The following is an 18,882-nucleotide window of genomic DNA, read 5'->3' as shown; positions in this document are numbered from 1 at the left end:
GGCGAGCCGGGAAGTCTGGTCGGCAACTTATACGACGACGTCCTCCCGGGAGCAGGTCATGGACTTAATGCTCGCAGGCATCATCGCCCTCATCGCGTTCATCTGCGTCGTGGCGTTCAAGCTGGTCTGGCGGGTCGCGGAGCCGAACGAGGCGATCCTCATCTCGGGCCTGGGCGCCCGCGGCCGGGAGACGCTCGGCTTCAAGATCGTCACGGGCAAGGGCGCGCTGGTCGTCCCGGGGTTCCAGACCGCGCGCCGCATGTCGCTCGACAGCCGCGTCTCCCAGCTCGAGGTCAAGTGCGTCACCAAGCAGGGCATCCCGGTGCACGTGCGCGGCGTGGTGATCTACAAGGTGGGCGACGACTTCGTCTCCATCGCCAACGCCGCCCGCCGCTTCCTCGACCAGCAGAAGACCGTGGACGAGAAGACGCACCAGCTCTTCTCGGGCCACCTGCGCTCGATCATCGGCAACCTCACGGTCGAGGACCTGATCGTCAACCGGGACGCGCTCACCAACGAGATCCGCACGTCGTCGGCCGACGAGATGAGCAAGCTCGGCCTGAACGTGGACTCCCTGCAGATCCAGGAGATCGACGACGCCACCGGCTACATCTCCAACCTCGGCCGCCCGCACGCGGCCGCCGTGGCCTCGCTGGCCAGGATCGCCGAGGCACACCGCGACCAGGAGGCCAACGCCGCCGAGCAGGAGGCCGCCATCAAGAAGGCCGCCGCGGTCCGCGAGGCCCGCATCCAGCAGGCCGGGTACCAGGCCGAGATCGACCGGGCGTCGGCCGCGGCCAAGCAGGCGGGCCCGCTGGCCGAGGCCACCGCCCGCCAGGAGGTCGTGGTCCAGCAGACGACCGCCGCCGAACGCGAGGCCCTGCTCGCCGAGAAGCGGCTGGAAGGCGAGGTGCGCAGGCCCGCGGACGCCAGGGCGTACGAGCAGGTCACGCTCGCGGAGGCGGCGCGGCGCGCGGCGGTCGCCGAGGCGCAGGCCGAGGCCGAGGGCATCAGGCTGCGCGGCGAGGCGGAGTCGGAGGCGACCAGGCTGCGCGGCATCGCCGAGGCCGAGGCCGCGCGGGCCAAGGGTCTGGCGCAGGCGGAGGCCATCAAGGCCCGCGCGGAGGCGCTGGCGAGCAACCAGGAGGCGGTCGTCGCGCAGCAACTCGCCGAACGCTGGCCGGAAATCGTCGAGGCCGGCTCGAAGGCGTTCGGAAACGTCGAACACATGGTGGTCCTGAACGGCGCGCAGGGCGTCGAGGAAATGCTCGCCAAGGCGCTCACGCTCGGGGGTGCCGGATTGGGCCTGGCCAGAGCCCTGCTCAACGGCGGATCGCCAAACGGCAACGAACCGGAAATCGCTCGTAAAACCACTGAATCCCGCGAATAGCGACGTTACTCGGCTGTCCGGCCTTCCATTCCTCTAGCGTTTTGACAATACCGCTGGAGCGAATTGGAGGACGAATGCTGAAGCCCATTTCCGGTATATTCCTGAGTTTGCTGGCTATTGCCGGATGTTCCGCCGACAACGCCCCGTCGGCGGCGCCGGCGGCCGCCGCGTCGTCCGCGCCGCAGGCGTCCGCCGAGACGGCCCGGCTGCGCGCCGCCCTGCTGCCGGTGCCCAAGGGCATGCACGTCGCGTACGGGCCCGAGCTGGGCGCGTTCGGCTCGCTCAAGTCCACCCAGCAGGGCCTCGCGGCCGTCCGCGCGGCCAAGCTGCAGCGGCCGGAGTGCGCGGGCGCGGCCCAGCTCGACGCCGACACTCCCGACGTCGCCCAGGCGCCGGCGGCGGTGATCGCCTTCGCCGCCGACCGCGGCTCGATCACGCAGGCCGTGGTGGCGCTGCCCGGGAAGGCCTTCCCGGCGCCGCTGCCCAAGGAGTGCAACTCGTACACCGCGGACGTGAGCGGCACGCAGGTGACCTACAAGACGCGCATGCTGGCGATGCCGGCCAAGGGCGACGAGTCGCGGGCCTACCTCACGACGGCGGCGGGGGGTCAGAAGAACGCGCAGATCGGGTCGGTCATGATCCGGCGGGGGACGCTGATCATGAGCATGCTGGTGGTGGGGCAGCGGGTGAAGCCGCAGGGGCTCTACGAGCTCGCCCGCCTCGCCGACCAGAACCTGGCCCAGATCACCCACTGACCCGCCGCACTTCGGCCGGGGTCCTTCGAGGACGGAGGGCGGCGCCGCCCGCACCACCTGCCCGACGCTCCCAAAGGGACGCCCGCCGATGCGCGTCGGGAGCGGGCGTCGCGGAGGGGCGCCGGGCCAACGGGGCCGGCCACCGTCCGCAGGGGGCGCGTGCCGCGGACCTCCTCCGCGGCGCTCTCCTCAAAGGGACGCCGGCCTAGATGAGGACGTGGTCGTCCGGGCGGCCGACGAAGGAGAACTGGGCGTTGCGGGTCAGCTTGATGTGGTCCGCCTGCCAGGTGTGCATCGACGCGTCCGCGCTGCGCCAGTAGACGAAGTTGAAGCGGTCCGCCGAGTAGATCTTGACGGAGTCCTCCTTCAGCCGCCGCACCAGGTGGGTGTCCTCACCACGGGTGATGTCCGCGAAGCCGTACGAGCGGAACATGTCCGCCTTGCCGAGGAACGTGCCGCCCTGGACCAGGAAGGAGTAGCGGTGCTCCAGCCCCGGCAGGCGGAGCATGGTCGTGTTGCTGCCCTCGAAGTACGCGTAGTGCGCCCCCTTGCCGACCAGTTCGGCGTCGGAGTAGTCGAACGCGCGCACCAGGTCCGACAGGTAGTGCTCCCCGTACAGGTTGTCGTCGTCCATCTTGGCGATCAGGTCGCCCTCGGCGGCCGAGATGCCCAGGTTCATGCAGGCGCCGAGCGACAGGGACGCGTCGGCGGGCAGGACGACGACGTCCGTGATGCCCGCCATGCGGGCCTTGTCGGCGACCACGACCGGGTCGATGTCCAGCCCGTGCAGCACCATGACGAGCTGGAGCGGCCGGTGGATCTGGCGGGCCACGGAGGAGATGGCATGTTCGATCTGGGAGGCGCGGTTGGTGGGCAGCACGACCGAGATCGAGCGCGACCTGGGCTGCACCTGGTGCCCGAGGTCCTGGAGGATCTGGTCCACGCGGTGCGAGAACAGGTGCTTGTCGAAGACCTCGCGCATCGCCAGGTGCCCCATCCTGGCCCGCAGCTCGGGGCTGTTGATCAGGTGCAGGACCTGGTTGTACGACTCGACCGGCTCGCGCGCGATGGGGACGAGGTCGCCGAAGGTCTCCTCGACGGCCCGTGACCACCCCGACACGACGGGCGTGGCGCAGGCGGACAGCTCGAAGACCCGCCGGGCGCACATGGTCGGCGAGTCGAGCACCGAGTTGACGTTGAGGAAGACCTTGTACATCCGGTACGCGGCCAGCATCTGGTCGTAGGGGAGCTCGCCCACGATGTGCGGCCGGTACTTCTCCGGCCAGGCGTACTTCTCGTCCACCTCGCCGTTGCGCGCGAAGATGTGCAGACCCAGCTCCCTGACCGGGTCGATGACGGTCTCCATCTGCTCGCGGCGCTCGGGGTGCTTGTCGCGGAAGTACATCCCGGCGAAGACCACGTCGTGCAGGCGCCCCTGCCGCTGCTGGATCGGGTTGTGCACGCGGGGCTGGGCCGCGAACTGCAGCACATCAACCCGATCGTGTCCCAAAATTTCCCGATATTTCGGCACCATGTCACCGTCACAGGTGAACACGTAGTCGAACAGCTTGGCCGTGTCGATGAAGAAGTCGAAGTTCGGCGGGTCCTCCTTGTTCCAGAAGACCGTCGGGATGCCCTCCCGCTTGCACCAGGCCACCAGCTCGCGCAGCGGCTCCTTGGGCGCGTTGGTGCCGGTCATCTGGTAGCGCCAGCGGCCCTGGTTCCCGTGCCAGGCCGACTCGCAGAACAGCAGGTCGGGCCGCTTCTCGGCGAAGATCTCCGGCCAGTCCTTGAGCCCGAACTCGATCTGGTCCCACTCGTACTTGAAGGCCATCCGGGAGAAGTCGTCCAGGATCACCGCGACCTTCAGGTCCGGCCGGTTGACCGGCCCCTTCGGCCACTTCACCGCCGGCACCTCGACGAGCGGCGGCCGGTGGTTGGCGAGCTCGGTCGCCTCGGAGACCGGTACGGGCGGCTTCGGCGCCTTCTCCTTCGACCGGACCGCCTCGACGATCTTCCCCGGGCTCTTCGAGCCCAGGGCCTCGCCCAGCTTGTACGTCCGCTTCGCCTGCGTGGCCTCCAGCTTCCAGCTCGCGTACGCGGCCTTGGCCTCGGCGATCTCCAGCCGCCGCCGCAGCTCCCTGACCTCGGCCTCGAATCGCTCGACGAGCTTGCGCTCCTCGGGCAGCCAGTTGACGGGCCCGAGCCGCTGGTACGTGGGCTCTTCAGGGGTTTCGGCCATGGTGATACGCCTATCGCTTAGCGGAGGTACGTCATGTTACGGCGGATATGGCAGCTAAACGGGGCGTTTGGCCTGAGAGGCGGGAGCGAGGTTGTCGCCCTTCAGCCAGGCGGAGATCACCCGCGCGATCCGCATCCCGGCCTGGCCGTCCCAGAGCACCGGCAGCTCGCCCGCCGGCGTGGCGGCCCCGTCGGCCAGCGCCTTCTCCGCGGCGGCCGGCAGGACGGTCGGCGTGACCAGGCGGTTCGTGCCGTGCGTGATCGTGATCGGCCGCTCGGTGTTGGGCCGCACGGTCAGGCAGGGGACGCCCAGCACGGTCGTCTCCTCCTGGACGCCGCCGGAGTCCGTGACCACCAGCGCGGCGCCACGTACGAGTGAGAGAAAGTCCACATAGCCCAGCGGGTCGACGACCTTGACCGACTCCCCGTCCACCAGGCCCGCCTCGGCCAGCCGCGCCTTGCCGCGCGGGTGGATCGGCACCACGATCGGGATCTGCCGCGAGACCTGCAGCACCGCGTCCACCAGCTCCTTGGCGGCCTCGGGGGTGTCCACGTTCGCGGGCCGGTGCAGGGTCGCCACGGCATAACGAGCCGGTATGGCCAGCCGTTCCACGACGGGCGCCGGGTCCAGCGACGGCAGCGCCGAGTACAGGCTGTCGATCATGGGGTTGCCCACCAGGTGCACCTTGGACGCGGGCACGCCCTCGTTCGCCAGGTAGGCCAGGGCCTCGGGGGAGGTGGCGAAGAGCACATCGGCCAGCGCGTCGGTGACGACCCGGTTGACCTCCTCCGGCATGCCCCGGTCGAACGAGCGCAGCCCCGCCTCCACATGCGCGGTCCTGATGCCCAGCTTGGAGCAGACGAGGATCGCGGCCAGCGTCGAGTTCACGTCGCCGTAGACGACGACCAGGTCGGGGTCCTGCTCCTGGACGACCTCCTCCAGGCCGACGAGGAGCGCCGCGGTCTGCTTGGCGTGGCTGCCCGAGCCGACCCCCAGGTTCGCGACGGGCTCGGGGAGGCCGAGGTCGGCGAAGAAGACGTCCGACATCAGCGCGTCATAGTGCTGACCAGTGTGGATGATGCCCTGCCGCACGCCGAGTTCACCGAGTGCCCGCACCACCGGGGCCGCTTTCACGAAATTGGGGCGAGCGCCCAATACGTGCAGGACCAGGGGGTTCTCCCTCATTGACCTCGCCTTTCATAGCGGAAGGGGAAAAACGTTGCCTATGGTACGGTCACCGCGTGGCATCCGACGCCAGTCGTCAAGACTCCTCCAAGGTTTCCGCGAAGTCCGCCCGAGCCGGCGTCGGTGGACTTCTCAAAGGTTTCGTTCAGCACCCGATCATCGTTTCCCGTGTCGTCGTGACGAAGGTCAAATCCGACCCCGTCCGGGTGGCCCAGGCCGCCGCCGACGCGCTCCCGCCCCGGCTGCGTCCCGTCGTGGGCAGCGTCGCGTGGCCTGTCGCCCGGCGCGCCCGGCGCATCGTGCGCAAGTTCGGCATGCGCGTGGTCAAGGGGCCGTGGAACGAGGCCAAAGAGCTGTGGGACGCCGGCAGGGTGACCGAGGCCGCCGAGGTGCTCGAAGCCCACACCAAGTACCCGTTCGTCAAGCGCAGGGCCGCCTACTACCGGGGCGAGCTGGCCGCGATCAGCCCTGACCCGATCCCGCCCGGGCCGAAGGTGGCCATCACCGACCGCGTCGCGGGCCGGGTGCTGCACATGGTCACGAACGCGTTGCCGTACACGCAGGCCGGGTACACGGTGCGCACGCACCGCATTGTCACCTCGCAGAAAGCCGCCGGGCTCGACCCGCACGTGGTCACCAGCTGGGGCTGGCCGATGCTGCAGGGGCACGCGGACGCGGCGCCGTTCGAGGAGATCGACGGCATCCCCTACTACCGGCTGCTGCCCGACGGCCACGGCGAGATGCCGTTCGAGACGCGCGGGCGCATCATCAGGGGCGCCGACGCGGTCACCAAGCTCGTCACCGAGCTCAAGCCGCAGGTCCTGCACGCCGCCACCGACCACCGCAACGGCTCCATGGCCCACGCGGTGCGCGACAGGACGGGCACGCCGTTCGTCTACGAGGTACGCGGCTTCCTGGAGGAGACCTGGGCCTCGCGCGACCCGATCCGGGTGGGCAGCGAGCGGCAGGTGCTCCAGCGCGAGCGCGAGGCGTTCCTCATGCGCGAGGCCGACGCCGTGGTCACGCTGGCCGAGACCATGGCCACGGAGATCGTCGAGCGTGGTGTGCCGCGGGAGAAGATCCACCTGGCGCCCAACGCCGTGGACGACTCGCTGCTGACCGCCCACTACGACGGCGCCTCGTTCAGGAACGCGTACGGCATCGCCCCCGGTGAGATCGTCGTCGGCTCGGTGTCCAGCATCGTGGCCTACGAGGGCTTCGCCACCCTGCTGCGGGCCGCCGCGCTGCTGCGTGACGACGGCACCCCCGTAAAGGTCCTCATCGTGGGCGACGGCACCGAGCGCGAGAACCTCCTGGCGCTGGTCGACGAGCTGGGCCTCGGCGACGCCATCCTGCCGGGCCGGGTCGGCCCCGACGAGGCGTTGCAGGCGCAGGACGCCATCGACATCTTCGCCTGCCCGCGAGAGGACCTGCGGGTATGCCGACTTGTTACGCCATTGAAACCCGTCGAGGCGATGGCGCTCGGAAAGCCCGTCGTACTCAGCGATCTGCCTGCTCTGTCCGAGCTCGTGGGCTCGGACGGCGCCGGGATGCTCGTCCCTCCGGGCGACCCGGCCGCGCTCGCCAAGGCCATCGCGGGGCTCCGGGAGGACCCGGCCCGGCGCGCTGAGATGGGTGAGGCGGGACGGGCGGAAGTGGCGGCGAAGCGGACTTGGAGCCGCGTTGCCGAGACTTATCAAGCCCTATACCGGTCGCTTGCCTAATGTTGACCTTCGCGTTGGCTGTCACTTCTGACGTGTTCGGTCGCATTAGGCGTGAGCTAGGTGGACTTGAGATAACCTTTGCGACCATGAAGTGTTGTTTCCGGCTCTCTAAGGCGCTGCTGTGACAGAAATCGACTTGGCTGTCATCGGCCTGGGCTATGTCGGCATGCCGCTGGCCAAGGAGGCGGTCGCCGCCGGCCTGCGGGTCGTCGGCCTCGACGTCGACCCCGCCAAGGTCGACGCGCTCAACGCCGGGCAGTCGTACATCGATGACCTGGCCGACGCCGATCTCGAGCACATGCTGGCCAACGGGTTCAGCGCCACGCTCGACGAGACCGTGCTGGCCAGAAGCAACACGATCGTGATCTGCGTGCCCACCCCGCTGGACGAGGACCACCGACCGGACCTGTCCGCCGTGGAGGGCGCCACCAAGGCCGTCGGCCGCAACCTGAGCAAGGGCACGCTCGTCGTGCTCGAGTCCACCACCTGGCCGGGCACCACCGACGAGGTGGCCAGGCCGCTGCTGGAGAGCTCGGGGCTCGTCGCGGGCGAGGATTTCCACCTCGCCTTCTCGCCCGAGCGCATCGACCCCGGCAACCCCAAGTTCGGCCTGCGGAACACCCCCAAGGTCGTGGGCGGCTACACGCCGCCCTGCCGCGACCGCGCCACGGCGTTCTACGGGCAGTTCATCGAGCAGGTGGTGCCGGTCAGCGGCACCCGCGAGGCCGAGATGGCCAAGCTGCTGGAGAACACCTACCGGCACGTCAACATCGCCCTCGTCAACGAGATGGCGATCTTCTGCGACGAGCTCGGCATCAACCTGTGGGAGTCGATCGAGGCCGCGGCGACCAAGCCGTTCGGCTTCCAGAAGTTCCTGCCCGGTCCGGGCGTCGGTGGGCACTGCATCCCCGTCGACCCGTCGTACCTGTCGTACACCGTGCGCAAGCTCGGCTACCCGTTCAGGTTCGTGGAGCTGGCGCAGGAGATCAACGAGCGGATGCCGTCGTACGTGGTGGCCCGCGTCCAGCGACTGCTGAACCGGCATAAGAAGGCCGTGAACGGCGCCCGGGTCGTTATGCTCGGCGTCACCTACAAACCGGACATCGCCGACGAACGCGAAACTCCGGCCCTCCCGGTGGCGCGTGCGCTGCTGGAGCTGGGCGCCGAGCTCTCGTTCGCGGACCCCTATGTCAAGGAGTGGGCGGTTGACGGCACCCCGGTGCCGCGTGAGGAGGATCTGGCCAAGGCCGTGATCGACGCGGACGTGACGCTGCTGCTGCAGCAGCACGCCGCTTTCGACCTCGACATGGTCGAGGAGAACGCCCGGCTCGTGCTCGACACCCGCGGTGTGCTCACCGAGGGTGAACGCGTCGAGCGGCTGTAGCGACGGAGGGCTGCGCGCAGTGCACGTGCTCGTCATGACGGTGGTGCATAACCCCGAGGATGCTCGAATTCTGCACAGGCAGATTCGTGCCCTTGTGGATGCCGGTCATGAGGTCACGTACGCCGCCTCGTTCACCGCCCACGGGGTCGTCCCGCGACCCTGGGTGACCGGCGTCGACCTCCCCCGTGCCGCCCAACGCAAGCGGATGTCGGCCGTGTGGGCCGCCCGGCGGCTGTTCAAACGCATGCGCGACAAGGTCGATCTCGTCCTCATCCACGACCCCGAGCTGCTGTTCGCCATCTGGGGCGTGCGCAACCGGCCGCCCGTGGTGTGGGACGTGCACGAGGACACCCCTGCCACGCTCTCGCTCAAGCCGTGGCTGCCGGCGCCGCTGCGGCCTCCCGTGCGGTTCTTCGCCCGCATGCTGGAAGGCACCGCCGAGCGCCACATGCACCTGCTGCTGGCCGAGACGGCGTACGCGGGCAGGTTCAAGCACGCCCACCTGATCGTCCCGAACGAGACCTGGGTGCCCGACTCCGTGACGCCTCCCGGCGACGACCGGGTGGTCTACCTCGGCTGGCTGTCCAGGGCCAGGGGCGTGTTCGAGGCCGTCGAGGTGGCGAAGCTGCTGCAGCCGTACCGGGTGGCCGTGGAGCTGATCGGGTACGCCGACCCGCAGAGCCGCCCGATGCTCAACCAGGCCGTCACCGAGGGCCTGCTGGAGTGGCGCGACTTCATGCCCAACGACGAGGCGCTCAAGCGGCTCGACGGGGCGCTGGCGGGGCTGTCGCTGCTGCACGACGAGCCGAACTACCGCCACTCGATGCCCACGAAGATCGTGGAGTACATGGCGCACGGCATCCCCGTCATCACGACCCCGTCGCCGCGCGCCGTCGAGCTGGTGGAGCGCTATGACAGCGGCGTCGTGGTGCCCTGGGAGGACCCCAAGGCCGTGGCGCAGGCCGTCCTGACGCTGCGGGACGACGTACGGGAGCGGCGGGCGCAGGGCGCGCGCGGCTACGCGGCGGCCCGGGCGAACCATCACTGGCCCAACTCGGCCAAGCGCTTCGTGACCCAGCTTGAGTCCTGGGCCGGGGTCAAGCGGGGGTAGGTTCCTGACCGTGCGCTGGCTCTTACTCGTCGTGGGCGCAGCGATCCTGGCAGTGGTCGCCGCCGTGGTCATCGTCATGCCGCCGTCCGACGAGCCGGCGCCCACGGCCTCGTCCTCGACGCCCAAGCCGTCGCCGTCCGACCCCACGCCGAAGGTGTCGAAGTTCACCGACCCCTGTGGAACGTTCGAGACCAGAGAGCGGGCCCCGTACGCCGTCACCGGCTACTGGATCACCCCCAGGTCGAACCCCTGCACCTGGCGCAGCCAGCTGGAGGAGATCCACAGCGTGGGCGGCGACACGATCATCCGGATCGGGTACGGCCTGCAGTTCCGCACCGTCTCCGACTCGGGCGAGATCCTGACGAGGGACGGGGAGCTCGACTCGCTCTACAAGGCGTGCGAGGAGGACGGGCTCACCTGTCACGACGCGGCCGAGCGGGATCTGCGCGAGGCCAACCCCGGTAACCGGATCGGCCGCACGTACGTCTACCGCACGGACGAGTCGTTCGGCACCAACCTGTTCCGCTGCCCGCAGATGGAGCACCCCGTCAAGGCGGGCAAGCGGATCTACTACCGGCTCCTCACCCAGCCGGACGGCTCGGACGACGCCACGTGCGACTTCTCCGGCAAGGCCACCTCGTACGACATGATCCTGGTGGCCGGGTCGGAGGAGGACAGCCTGGCCAAGCTCCTCGACCTGGGCGACCAGTTCGGCATGCGGATCTTCCCGGCGTTGCCGCTGGCGCCGCGCGACCCCAAGACGCCCACCAGGGCGTACAAGAAGCATCTCGGCACGCTGACCACGCTGACGCGGCGCATCCTGCAGGACTACGGCGTGCGGTTCGCCAACCGCGACTCGCTCGGTGGCGTCTACCAGCCGTTCGAGGTCCAGATGGCGGACACCCTGGCCACGAACCCGACGCTGGAGGTGTACGCCGACCAGCACACGATCGTGGAGCAGGAGCTCGGCAAGCCCATCCTGATCAGCCCCTACATGGACGCGCGCAGGAGGGTGCCCTTCGGGCAGTCGCCCAAGCAGGTGGCCGAGGCGTTCAAGGCGCTGGCGAAGACCGGGGTCGGCATCATCGCGCCGCAGGACAGCCGGGGGACCGGCAAGGTGGGGCTGTTCTGGCCGGACCAGCGCGACGACGAGGTGGACGAGCGGCTGCGCCCGGTGGTGGGGGAGTCGACGTACGGGACGGCCTACTACGGCTCCACGCGGGACTACTACCGGGAGATGGCGGCGGCCCGCGCGGAGATGGTCGCGGCCGGCTTCCAGGTGGACCTGTGGGCGAACGTCGAGGCGTTCGAGCCCTCCGGCAAGGAGCCGTGCGCCCCGCAGGGCACCCGCGGCAAGACGGACAAGAAGCGCCTGGACCAGGCCGTGACGATGGCCGGGCGTTACGTACAGAAGGTCGTCTCCTACATGTGGAGCGACTTCATGACGTGCGGCACGCCGTCGCTCGAGAAGGAGATCACCACCGACTGGCGGCGGCCGATCGCGGTGGACGCGATCAGGAAGGCCCGCGACGTCCAGGACGGGGTGGAGGTACGCGGCTACAACTTCAAGGACAGCACCGTCACGATCACGTGGTCCGGCGGGACGAAGGACCTGTCGGTGCCGGCCGTCGGCTGGCTGGACGAGACCCGGCAGGAAGGGCTGGCCGAGGGCATGGTCACGGCGTGGGTGCCGTTCGACTGGACGCAGGTGCCGGCCGGCGACTGGGTGCAGGTCACCGTCAAGGGCCCGTCGGGCCAGGCCACCACGGAGCCCTTGCACGTTCGGATTGTCACGTAGGCACGGTTACCTGCCGACTACTGACAACGTGTAGCGTGCCTGCATGGTCCCGAGCATCCCGGTCAGCGTCGACCTGGTCGTGCTCACCGTGCGAAACCACGCCCTGAGCGCCCTGGTGTGGCGCCGGGACAACCCCCCGTTCCTCCGGCGCTGGTCCCTGTCCGGCGGTTTCATCCAGCTCGACGAGGACCTTCCGGCCGCCGCCCACCGCATTCTCGCCGAACGGGCCGGTCTCCCGGGCGCGCCGGTCCACCTGGAGCAGCTCCAGACGTACGGCTACCCCGACCGAGACCCCCGCCAGCGCGTCCTGAGCGTCGCCTACCTGGGCCTGGCCCCCGACCTGCCGGCCTCGGAGAAGGCCCACATGAGCTGGCAGCCGGTCGACTCGCTCACGGTCATGGCCTTCGACCACCGCCGCATCATGCAGGACGGGATCGAGCGGGCGCGGGCCAAGCTGGAGTACACGCCGCTGGGGGCGGCCTTCTGCCCGCCGGAGTTCACGGTGGCGGACCTGCGCCGCGTGTACGAGATCGTCTGGGGCCGCCTTCTCGACCCGCGCAACTTCCACCGGAAGGTCACCAAGGCCGAGGGCTTCCTGGTGGAGACGGGCGCCACGACGACCAGGGACGGGGGCCGCCCGGCCAAGCTCTACCGCCGCGGCCCCGCCGAGCTCCTTCACCCGCCGATGCTGCGCAGCCTCAAGGAGTAGGGCTCCTCAGCACGGCGGCGGTCATGGGGGTGTGCAGGGTCCAGCCGAGGGTTTCGTAGAGGGCCTGGCCTTCCGCCGTGGCCACCAGGACGCCCGTATGAGCCCCCCGCGACGCCGCCGTGCTCGTCAGCGTACGCATGATCACGCTGCCGAGCCCGCGGCGGCGGTGGTTGCCGGCCGTCTCCACCTGGTCCACCACGGCCGTGCGGCCCGCCAGGGCGAACTGGCCCCTGGCGGCGACCTCGCCCGCGGCCGTCAGCAGGCGGGCGGCCGTGACCCCGGCGCGGGTCGTGACGGCCAGCGTGTAGCCGGGGGGAGCCTGGAAGGTCCCGCGGGTCAGGGGCGCCGTCATCATGAACTCCGGTTCCTGGACCGCCCACCGCTCCGGCAGGAGGGGGCCGACGTCCGCGGCGGAGGCGCACAGCTTCAGCCAGGTCCCGGGCGTCATGAGGGTGGCGGTCAGGCGGTGGAGGGCCTCCGGCGTCGGGGCGGCGACGATGTGGCGGGACACGTGGCCGGGCAGGCCCACGTCCACCCGCAGGCCCCACGGCACCGGTACGGGTCGGGGGGCGTTGCGGGAGATCACCCAGCCGTCCACCCAGGCCCGAACTGTTGCGGTATGGGCAGTTTTGAGAACCTCCGTCATGATGTCCAGCTTATGGTCTGGCCTCTACCACTGACCGGGGCGTAGCAGGATAAAAAGGACACGGCGTGGCACCGCCGAGTCGTGACCCGGGCCAGGTAGGGTCCCCGGTGTGCGCGTTGAGATACATGGTCACAGGGGAGCTCGTGGCCTCTGGCCGGAGAACACCCTGCCGGGGATGAGCCGCACGATGGAGCTCGGCGTCCACGCGCTCGAGCTCGACGTCGCCCTCACCGCCGATCGGCGGCTCGTGCTCACGCACGACCTCACGGTCTCCGCCGTGACCAGTGCCGACCGGCGGCCGCTCAGGGCCGACGATCCGCTCTACCCCTACGTCGGCAAGCCGATCAACGCCCTCACGCTGGCGCAGCTGCGCATGCTCGACGTGGGCGTGCGGCTGCCGCGCCACCCCGACGACCCGTTCGCGCTGACGCAGGTCGCCATGCCCGAGACCAGGATGCCGACGCTCGGCGCGGTGCTGGGGCTGGTGAACGCCTACGAGGCGGAGGGCGTACGGCTGCACGTCGAGCTGAAGTCCGACCCCACCAGGCCCCACCTGACGGCCGACCCCGAGATGTTCACCGAGCTGGTCGTCGAAGAGCTCGACCGGCACGGCAGGCTGGACAACGTGGCCGTGCTCAGCTTCGACTGGCGGATCATCACCCATGCGGCCAGGCTCGCCCCGGGCGCGCGGCGGTTCGCGCTGATCGAGCTGGACACCCTCCACTGGCACGACGACCTGGGCGACGACATCCCCGCCGCCGCCCACGCCGCCGGGGCGACCACGCTCTCGCCCGAGCACGCCATGGTGGACGAGGCGCTGATGGCCCAGGCCCGGGCCGCCGGCCTCGACGTGGCGGTCTGGACCGTCAACGAGGCCGGCCTGGCGGCGCGGATGCTGGACCTGGGGGTGGCCGGGATCGTCACCGACTACCCCGATCGGATGCGGGAGCTCTGGCGGGAGCGGGGGATGGAGCCGCCCGAGCCCGTGGGCCCGCTGAAGCCGGTGGGGGTCTAGAGCCAGCCGTTCCTGCGGAAGCCCCGATGCAGGAACACGCAGGCGGTGACCATGACGGCCAGCACCGCGGGGTAGCCCCAGGCCGAGTGGAGCTCCGGCATGGAGTCGAAGTTCATGCCGTAGATCCCGGCGATCATGGTGGGCACGGCCAGGATGGCCACCCAGGAGGAGATCTTGCGCATGTCCTCGTTGGCCAGGGCGTTCGAGCGGGCCAGGGCGGCCTGGAGGATCGAGCTGCACAGCTCGTTGGAGGACTCCACCTGCTCGCAGACCCGGGAGAGGTGGTCGCCGACGTCGCGGAAGTATTCGCGCATCTCCGAGGGGATGACGCGACGCTGCGGCAGCGCGGCCATGGGGGACTGCAGCGGCATTATGGCCCGCTTCATCTCCAGCATCTCCCGCTTGAGCTGGTAGATCCGGTTGATGTCGCGGGAGCTGACGTCGGCGAACACCGTCGCCTCGACCTCTTCCAGCTCCAGCTGCATGAGGTCGGCGACCTGGAGGTACTGGTCGACGACGTGGTCGGAGATGGCGTGCAGGACGCCGGCGGGGCCGCGGTTCATCAGCTTGGGCTTGTCCTCGAGGCGCTCGCGGACCGCGCTGAGCGGGCAGTGATCGCCGTGCCGCACCGTCACCACGAAGTCCGGGCCGATGAACACCATGATCTCGCCGGTGGCGATGATCTCGCTGGTGGCGGTCAGCTCGTCGTGGTCGAGGTAGGCGATGGTCTTGAGCACCATGAACAGCGACTCGCCGTACCGCTCGACCTTGGGGCGCTGATGGGCCTTGACGGCGTCCTCGACGGCGAGCGGGTGGAGGTCGAACACCTCGGACAGCCACTCGACCTCGGGGGCGTCGGGCTCGTGGAGCCCCACCCAGACGAACGCGTTGGCGCCGTCGGACTCCTTGTTGCGCTCGCGGACGAGGTTGAGCGCCTCGACGATGCCGGTGGTGGCGACCTTCTTGCCCTGGACGTAGGCGCCGTACTCGACGATGGAGTCGACGGGGGGCACGCACATGTCACGCACCGGCTCTGCGAGCTGGAGCGCGGTGCGCGTCTGAAGAGGGTGACGGTTGATGCGACGGAAAAGCGTGGACGAGCGCATGGCAGTCCCTTTCCGCCCGACCTGGCACGCTCCACGCGCGATGAAACTTCACCTCACAGAATGCGTGGAGGCACGATCAGGCTGCCGGATTGGAGTGGTCGGGGGTATACGAGGTGTACGTGGGCGAGCACGTACTGCTGGGATCACCAGGATTCATCCCGGACCACCTCCAATCACATGGGGACGCCGCGAAGCCGCCTTAACTTACCACAGCCGGGTGAACTTCTTTGACGATACTCGCCAGGACCGTCTCGACTCAGGTAGAACTCCACAAAGTTATGGCCCTATTCCGGCGATTGGTGTAGCCGAGGCCCTAGCCTGTGCCAGGCTGCGGGCCTGCGACAATGGACCTCGTGCGCGTTCTAGTCATTGGTTCCGGAGGGCGTGAGCACGCCCTGTGCCGTTCCCTCAGCCTCGATCCCCAGGTCAGCGAGCTCCACTGCGCCCCGGGCAACCCGGGCATAGAGCAGGTGGCGGCCCTTCATCCCGTCGATCCGCTCGACCCCGGGCAGGTGGCCGAGCTGGCCGTGCGGCTGCGGGTCGATCTCGTGGTCGTGGGGCCCGAGGCGCCGCTCGTCGCGGGGGTGTCCGACGCCGTGCGCGACGCGGGCATCGCGTGCTTCGGGCCGTCGAAGGACGCCGCCATGATCGAGGGCTCCAAGACCTTCGCCAAGGAGGTCATGAAGGCGGCCGACGTGCCGACCGCGCGGGCCAGGACGTGCGTCACCGAGGAGGAGGCGGCCGCCGCGCTCGACGAGTTCGGGGCTCCTTACGTGGTCAAGGACGACGGGCTCGCGGCCGGCAAGGGCGTGGTCGTCACCGACGACAGGGACAAGGCCCTCGCGCACGCGCGCGCGTGCGAGCGCGTGGTGATCGAGGAGTTCCTCGACGGGCCGGAGGTGTCGCTGTTCGCGCTGTGCGACGGCAGCACGGCGGTGCCGCTGCAGCTCGCGCAGGACTTCAAGCGGGCCTACGACGGCGACGAGGGCCCCAACACCGGCGGCATGGGCGCCTACACGCCGCTGCCGTGGGCGCCCGACGGGCTGACCGAGCAGGTCATGCGGGAGATCGTGCACCCGACGATCGGCGAGCTGACCCGGCGCGGGCTGCCCTTCCAGGGCGTGCTCTTCGTGGGGCTGGCACTGACCTCCAAGGGGCCGAAGGTCGTGGAGTTCAACGCGCGCTTCGGCGACCCGGAGACGGAGGTGCTGCTCGACCGGCTGGAGACGCCGCTGGGCGGGCTGCTGATGGCGTGCGCGACGGGCGAGCTGGGGCTCGACCCGGTGTTCAAGGACGGCTCGGCCGTGACCGTGGTGATCGCTTCCGAGGGCTACCCCGAGGCGCCGGTCAAGGGCGACGTGATCAGGGGGCCGCAGGAGAGCGGCGACGCGTACGTCCTGCACGCCGGGACCGCGCGGCAGGGTGACGAGGTGGTCTCCGCCGGCGGGCGGGTGCTCGCCGTGGTCGGCCACGGGCCCGACCAGGAGAGCGCGCGCCGGGCGGCCTATGACCTCGTCGGCCGGATCGAGCTGCGCGGCTCCCACCACAGGACGGACATCGCCCGATGAAGCACGTGCACTCCGGCAAGGTACGCGACCTCTATCAGACCGACGACGGCAAGCTGCTGATGGTCGCCTCCGACCGCCTGTCGGCCTTCGACTACGTGCTGGAGCCCGATATCCCCGACAAGGGGGCCATTCTCACGCAGATGTCGTTGTGGTGGTTCGACCAGCTCAAGGACGTCGTGCCCAACCACGTCCTGGGCGAGGGCGACGACTCCCGCAGCGTGCTGTGCAAGCCGCTGACGATGGTGCAGGTCGAGTGCGTGGCGCGGGGCTACCTCACCGGCGGCGGGCTCAACGAGTACCGCGCCGACGGCACGGTCTCCGGGGTCCGGCTGCCGGAAGGGCTGGAGGACGGCTCCCGGCTGCCCGAGCCGATCTTCACGCCGTCCACCAAGGCGCCCATGGGGCAGCACGACGAGCCGATCTCGTACGAGCAGGTCGTCCAGGAGGTCGGCAAGGAGACCGCCGAGGAGCTGCGGCGGATCACCCTGGCCGTCTACACGCGCGGCGCGGAGATCGCCGCGGAGCGCGGCATCATCGTGGCCGACACCAAGATCGAGCTCGGCTGGGACGCCGACGGGGTGCTGACCCTGGGCGACGAGGTGCTGACCCCCGACTCGTCGCGGTTCTGGCCGGCCGACGAGTGGAAGCCGGGCCGCTCACAGCCCTCTTTCGACAAGCAATTTGTACGCGATTGGCTGCTATCGCCCGAATCGGGATGGGACAAATCCTCCGGAAACCCCCCACCTGCGCTTCCTGACCACATCGTGGAGCGCACGAGGCAGCGATACCTAGAAGCATATGAGCGCATCACGGGGGCTTCCTTTAGCGGATGATTCGGCTGGGCCAGTTGGTGTTACCGACTACTGTTGGCCCGATCGAGCCTCACCGTTGATTTCAAGGAGCCGCACGAATGGTCCGTTACCGCGTGCGCGGTGGCAACGCACTGCGTGGAACCGCGTTCATCCAGGGCGCGAAGAACGCCGTGCTCCCCATGATCGGTGCGGCTCTGCTCGCCGCCAAGGGCCGCACCGTTCTACGCAACGTGCCGATCATCGAGGACGTCCGCCGCGCGGTCGAGCTGGCCGAGGCGGTCGGCGCGTACGTCGAGCTGCACGAGTCGGAGCGCACGCTGGTCATCGACGCCTCCAGGCTGACCAGCGCCGTTCTGCCGGCAGAGATCGCCAGGCGCTTCCGCGGTTCCGTGCTGTTCACCCCCGCCCTGCTCCACCGGCTGGGCGAGGCCATCATCGAGGGGATCGGCGGCTGCAACCTCGGCAGCCGCAACCTCGACTTCCACTACCTCGGCTACAAGCGGCTGGGCGCGCTCGTGGACGAGGGCGAGACCGTCATCCACGTCAAGGCGTCCGGCCTGACCGGCGCGACCCTCTACCTCGACACCCCGTCGCACACCGGCACCGAGAACCTCATCATGGCCGCCGCCCTGGCCAAGGGCACGACCGTGATCGAGAACGCGGCCCTGGAGCCCGAGGTGCTCGACGTCATCGACATGCTGACCAAGATGGGCGCGCGGATCAGCGGCGGCGGCACGGGGTTCATCACCGTGGAGGGCGTGGAGGAGTTGCACGCCGTCGAGCACACGGTGATGCCCGACCGGCTCGACGCGGGCGTGTTCGCGATGGCCGCGGCGATCACCGGGGGCGAGCTGAGCCTGGTGGGCACGGGCCTCGACCTCGGCGTCGTCCGCTACAAGCTGGAGCAGATGGGCGTCGAGTTCGCCCGGCAGGGCGCCGTCCTGCACGTGCGGTGCGAGGGCCCGCTGCGCCCGATCAACATCATCACCGACACCTACCCCGGCTTCGCCACCGACCTGCAGTCGCCGATGATGACCGTCGCCGCGCTCGCCGACGGCACCAGCTACATCCACGAGCGCATCTTCGACGGCAGGTTCGCCCTGGCCGGAGAGCTGAACAAGATGGGCGCGAACGTCGAGGTCGAGGGCAGCCGGGCCATCGTGCGCGGCCGGACGCCGCTGATCGGCACCCAGGTGACGGCCCACGATCTCCGCTCCGGCATCGCCCTGGTGCTCGCCGGCCTCGCCGCCGAGGGGGAGACCCACATCGACTCCGGATACCTCATCGATCGCGGCCACGCGCATCTCGCCGCCCGAATGCGCGCTCTCGGTGCGGACATTACACGAGAGATTTCAGAGCGCTAAAAAACGCCAGAAAAACCTCGTTGAGCTGCTAGGACATCTTGTCGGGCGGTCAACCTGAACGACTTTCCGGAAA

General features: G+C 69.6%; 15 protein-coding genes. 11 read left to right on the top strand and 4 right to left on the bottom strand.

What is annotated here, in order from left to right:
• The first annotated feature begins 58 nt into the window (after window positions 1–58).
• Window positions 59–1,390 carry an SPFH domain-containing protein gene (locus AB0J87_RS45255; protein WP_363977198.1) on the top strand — a complete coding sequence of 444 codons (1,332 nt, stop codon included), beginning with the start codon at window positions 59–61 and terminating at the stop codon, window positions 1,388–1,390.
• Window positions 1,391–1,497: 107 nt separating this feature from the next.
• The gene (locus AB0J87_RS45250) at window positions 1,498–2,145 is read left to right on the top strand and encodes a hypothetical protein (RefSeq protein WP_363977194.1); all 648 of its coding nucleotides are present in this window, start codon (window positions 1,498–1,500) and stop codon (window positions 2,143–2,145) included.
• A 205-nt stretch (window positions 2,146–2,350) separates the two neighbouring features.
• Here AB0J87_RS45250 and AB0J87_RS45245 read toward each other — a convergent pair whose 3' ends face one another.
• A complete protein-coding gene (locus AB0J87_RS45245) occupies window positions 2,351–4,387 on the bottom strand; it encodes a glycosyltransferase (protein WP_363977191.1) in 2,037 nt (678 codons plus the stop codon).
• 54 nt (window positions 4,388–4,441) lie between these two features.
• The gene (gene wecB, locus AB0J87_RS45240; RefSeq protein WP_363977188.1) at window positions 4,442–5,572 is read right to left on the bottom strand and encodes a UDP-N-acetylglucosamine 2-epimerase (non-hydrolyzing); all 1,131 of its coding nucleotides are present in this window, start codon (window positions 5,570–5,572) and stop codon (window positions 4,442–4,444) included.
• A gap of 176 nt (window positions 5,573–5,748) precedes the next feature.
• On the opposite strand from wecB, the gene AB0J87_RS45235 reads away from it, so the two are divergent.
• The 5 genes from AB0J87_RS45235 to AB0J87_RS45215 all read left to right on the top strand — a co-directional run bounded on the left by AB0J87_RS45235 (window position 5,749) and on the right by AB0J87_RS45215 (window position 12,298).
• Window positions 5,749–7,296 carry a glycosyltransferase family 4 protein gene (locus AB0J87_RS45235; RefSeq protein WP_363977185.1) on the top strand — a complete coding sequence of 516 codons (1,548 nt, stop codon included), beginning with the start codon at window positions 5,749–5,751 and terminating at the stop codon, window positions 7,294–7,296.
• A gap of 121 nt (window positions 7,297–7,417) precedes the next feature.
• Window positions 7,418–8,680, top strand: a complete 1,263-nt coding sequence (locus tag AB0J87_RS45230) for a nucleotide sugar dehydrogenase (RefSeq protein ID WP_350732574.1) — start codon at window positions 7,418–7,420, stop codon at window positions 8,678–8,680.
• Between the two features lie 19 nt (window positions 8,681–8,699).
• Window positions 8,700–9,791, top strand: a complete 1,092-nt coding sequence (locus AB0J87_RS45225; RefSeq protein WP_350732575.1) for a glycosyltransferase — start codon at window positions 8,700–8,702, stop codon at window positions 9,789–9,791.
• A 10-nt stretch (window positions 9,792–9,801) separates the two neighbouring features.
• Window positions 9,802–11,589, top strand: coding sequence for a DUF4434 domain-containing protein (locus AB0J87_RS45220; protein ID WP_363977180.1), 1,788 nt, complete (start codon window positions 9,802–9,804; stop codon window positions 11,587–11,589).
• A gap of 43 nt (window positions 11,590–11,632) precedes the next feature.
• Window positions 11,633–12,298, top strand: coding sequence for an NUDIX domain-containing protein (locus AB0J87_RS45215; protein WP_350732578.1), 666 nt, complete (start codon window positions 11,633–11,635; stop codon window positions 12,296–12,298).
• Here AB0J87_RS45215 and AB0J87_RS45210 read toward each other — a convergent pair.
• Window positions 12,288–12,944 carry a GNAT family N-acetyltransferase gene (locus AB0J87_RS45210; protein ID WP_363977177.1) on the bottom strand — a complete coding sequence of 219 codons (657 nt, stop codon included), beginning with the start codon at window positions 12,942–12,944 and terminating at the stop codon, window positions 12,288–12,290. The two genes, AB0J87_RS45215 and AB0J87_RS45210, sit on opposite strands and share 11 nt — an antisense overlap.
• Window positions 12,945–13,053: 109 nt before the next feature.
• Between AB0J87_RS45210 and AB0J87_RS45205 the strand changes: the two genes are divergently transcribed.
• Complete coding sequence (locus AB0J87_RS45205; protein ID WP_363977174.1) at window positions 13,054–13,959, top strand: glycerophosphodiester phosphodiesterase family protein; 906 nt, start codon at window positions 13,054–13,056, stop codon at window positions 13,957–13,959.
• Here the strand turns inward: AB0J87_RS45205 and corA are convergent.
• A complete protein-coding gene (gene corA / locus AB0J87_RS45200; RefSeq protein ID WP_363977171.1) occupies window positions 13,956–14,978 on the bottom strand; it encodes a magnesium/cobalt transporter CorA in 1,023 nt (340 codons plus the stop codon). The genes AB0J87_RS45205 and corA overlap by 4 nt on opposite strands.
• 440 nt (window positions 14,979–15,418) lie before the next feature.
• Here corA and purD point away from each other — a divergent pair, with 440 nt between their 5' ends.
• The 3 genes from purD (at window position 15,419) to murA (ending at window position 18,809) form a co-directional block, all read left to right on the top strand.
• A complete protein-coding gene (gene purD / locus AB0J87_RS45195; RefSeq protein ID WP_363977168.1) occupies window positions 15,419–16,633 on the top strand; it encodes a phosphoribosylamine--glycine ligase in 1,215 nt (404 codons plus the stop codon).
• The gene (locus tag AB0J87_RS45190; protein ID WP_363977165.1) at window positions 16,630–17,466 is read left to right on the top strand and encodes a phosphoribosylaminoimidazolesuccinocarboxamide synthase; all 837 of its coding nucleotides are present in this window, start codon (window positions 16,630–16,632) and stop codon (window positions 17,464–17,466) included. The genes purD and AB0J87_RS45190 overlap by 4 nt, the downstream gene beginning before the upstream one ends.
• 77 nt (window positions 17,467–17,543) lie before the next feature.
• A complete protein-coding gene (gene murA, locus AB0J87_RS45185) occupies window positions 17,544–18,809 on the top strand; it encodes a UDP-N-acetylglucosamine 1-carboxyvinyltransferase (protein ID WP_350732587.1) in 1,266 nt (421 codons plus the stop codon).
• The last annotated feature ends 73 nt before the right edge of the window (window positions 18,810–18,882 follow it).

This window comes from Nonomuraea sp. NPDC049625 (genome assembly GCF_040675285.1).
GTDB classification, from domain to species: Bacteria; Actinomycetota; Actinomycetes; order Streptosporangiales; family Streptosporangiaceae; genus Nonomuraea; species Nonomuraea angiospora_A.
Note: the sequence above shows the minus strand (reverse complement) of the source record. Positions and strands in the feature narration are given on the sequence as shown.

Coding starts and splice junctions, on each gene's coding strand:
- AB0J87_RS45255 (WP_363977198.1), top strand. CDS start 59: ATGGACTTAATGCTCGCAGGCATCATCGCCCTCATCGCGTTCATCTGC.
- AB0J87_RS45245 (WP_363977191.1), bottom strand. CDS start 4,387: ATGGCCGAAACCCCTGAAGAGCCCACGTACCAGCGGCTCGGGCCCGTC.
- wecB (WP_363977188.1), bottom strand. CDS start 5,572: ATGAGGGAGAACCCCCTGGTCCTGCACGTATTGGGCGCTCGCCCCAAT.
- AB0J87_RS45215 (WP_350732578.1), top strand. CDS start 11,633: ATGGTCCCGAGCATCCCGGTCAGCGTCGACCTGGTCGTGCTCACCGTG.
- AB0J87_RS45210 (WP_363977177.1), bottom strand. CDS start 12,944: ATGACGGAGGTTCTCAAAACTGCCCATACCGCAACAGTTCGGGCCTGG.
- corA (WP_363977171.1), bottom strand. CDS start 14,978: ATGTGCGTGCCCCCCGTCGACTCCATCGTCGAGTACGGCGCCTACGTC.
- AB0J87_RS45190 (WP_363977165.1), top strand. CDS start 16,630: ATGAAGCACGTGCACTCCGGCAAGGTACGCGACCTCTATCAGACCGAC.
- murA (WP_350732587.1), top strand. CDS start 17,544: ATGGTCCGTTACCGCGTGCGCGGTGGCAACGCACTGCGTGGAACCGCG.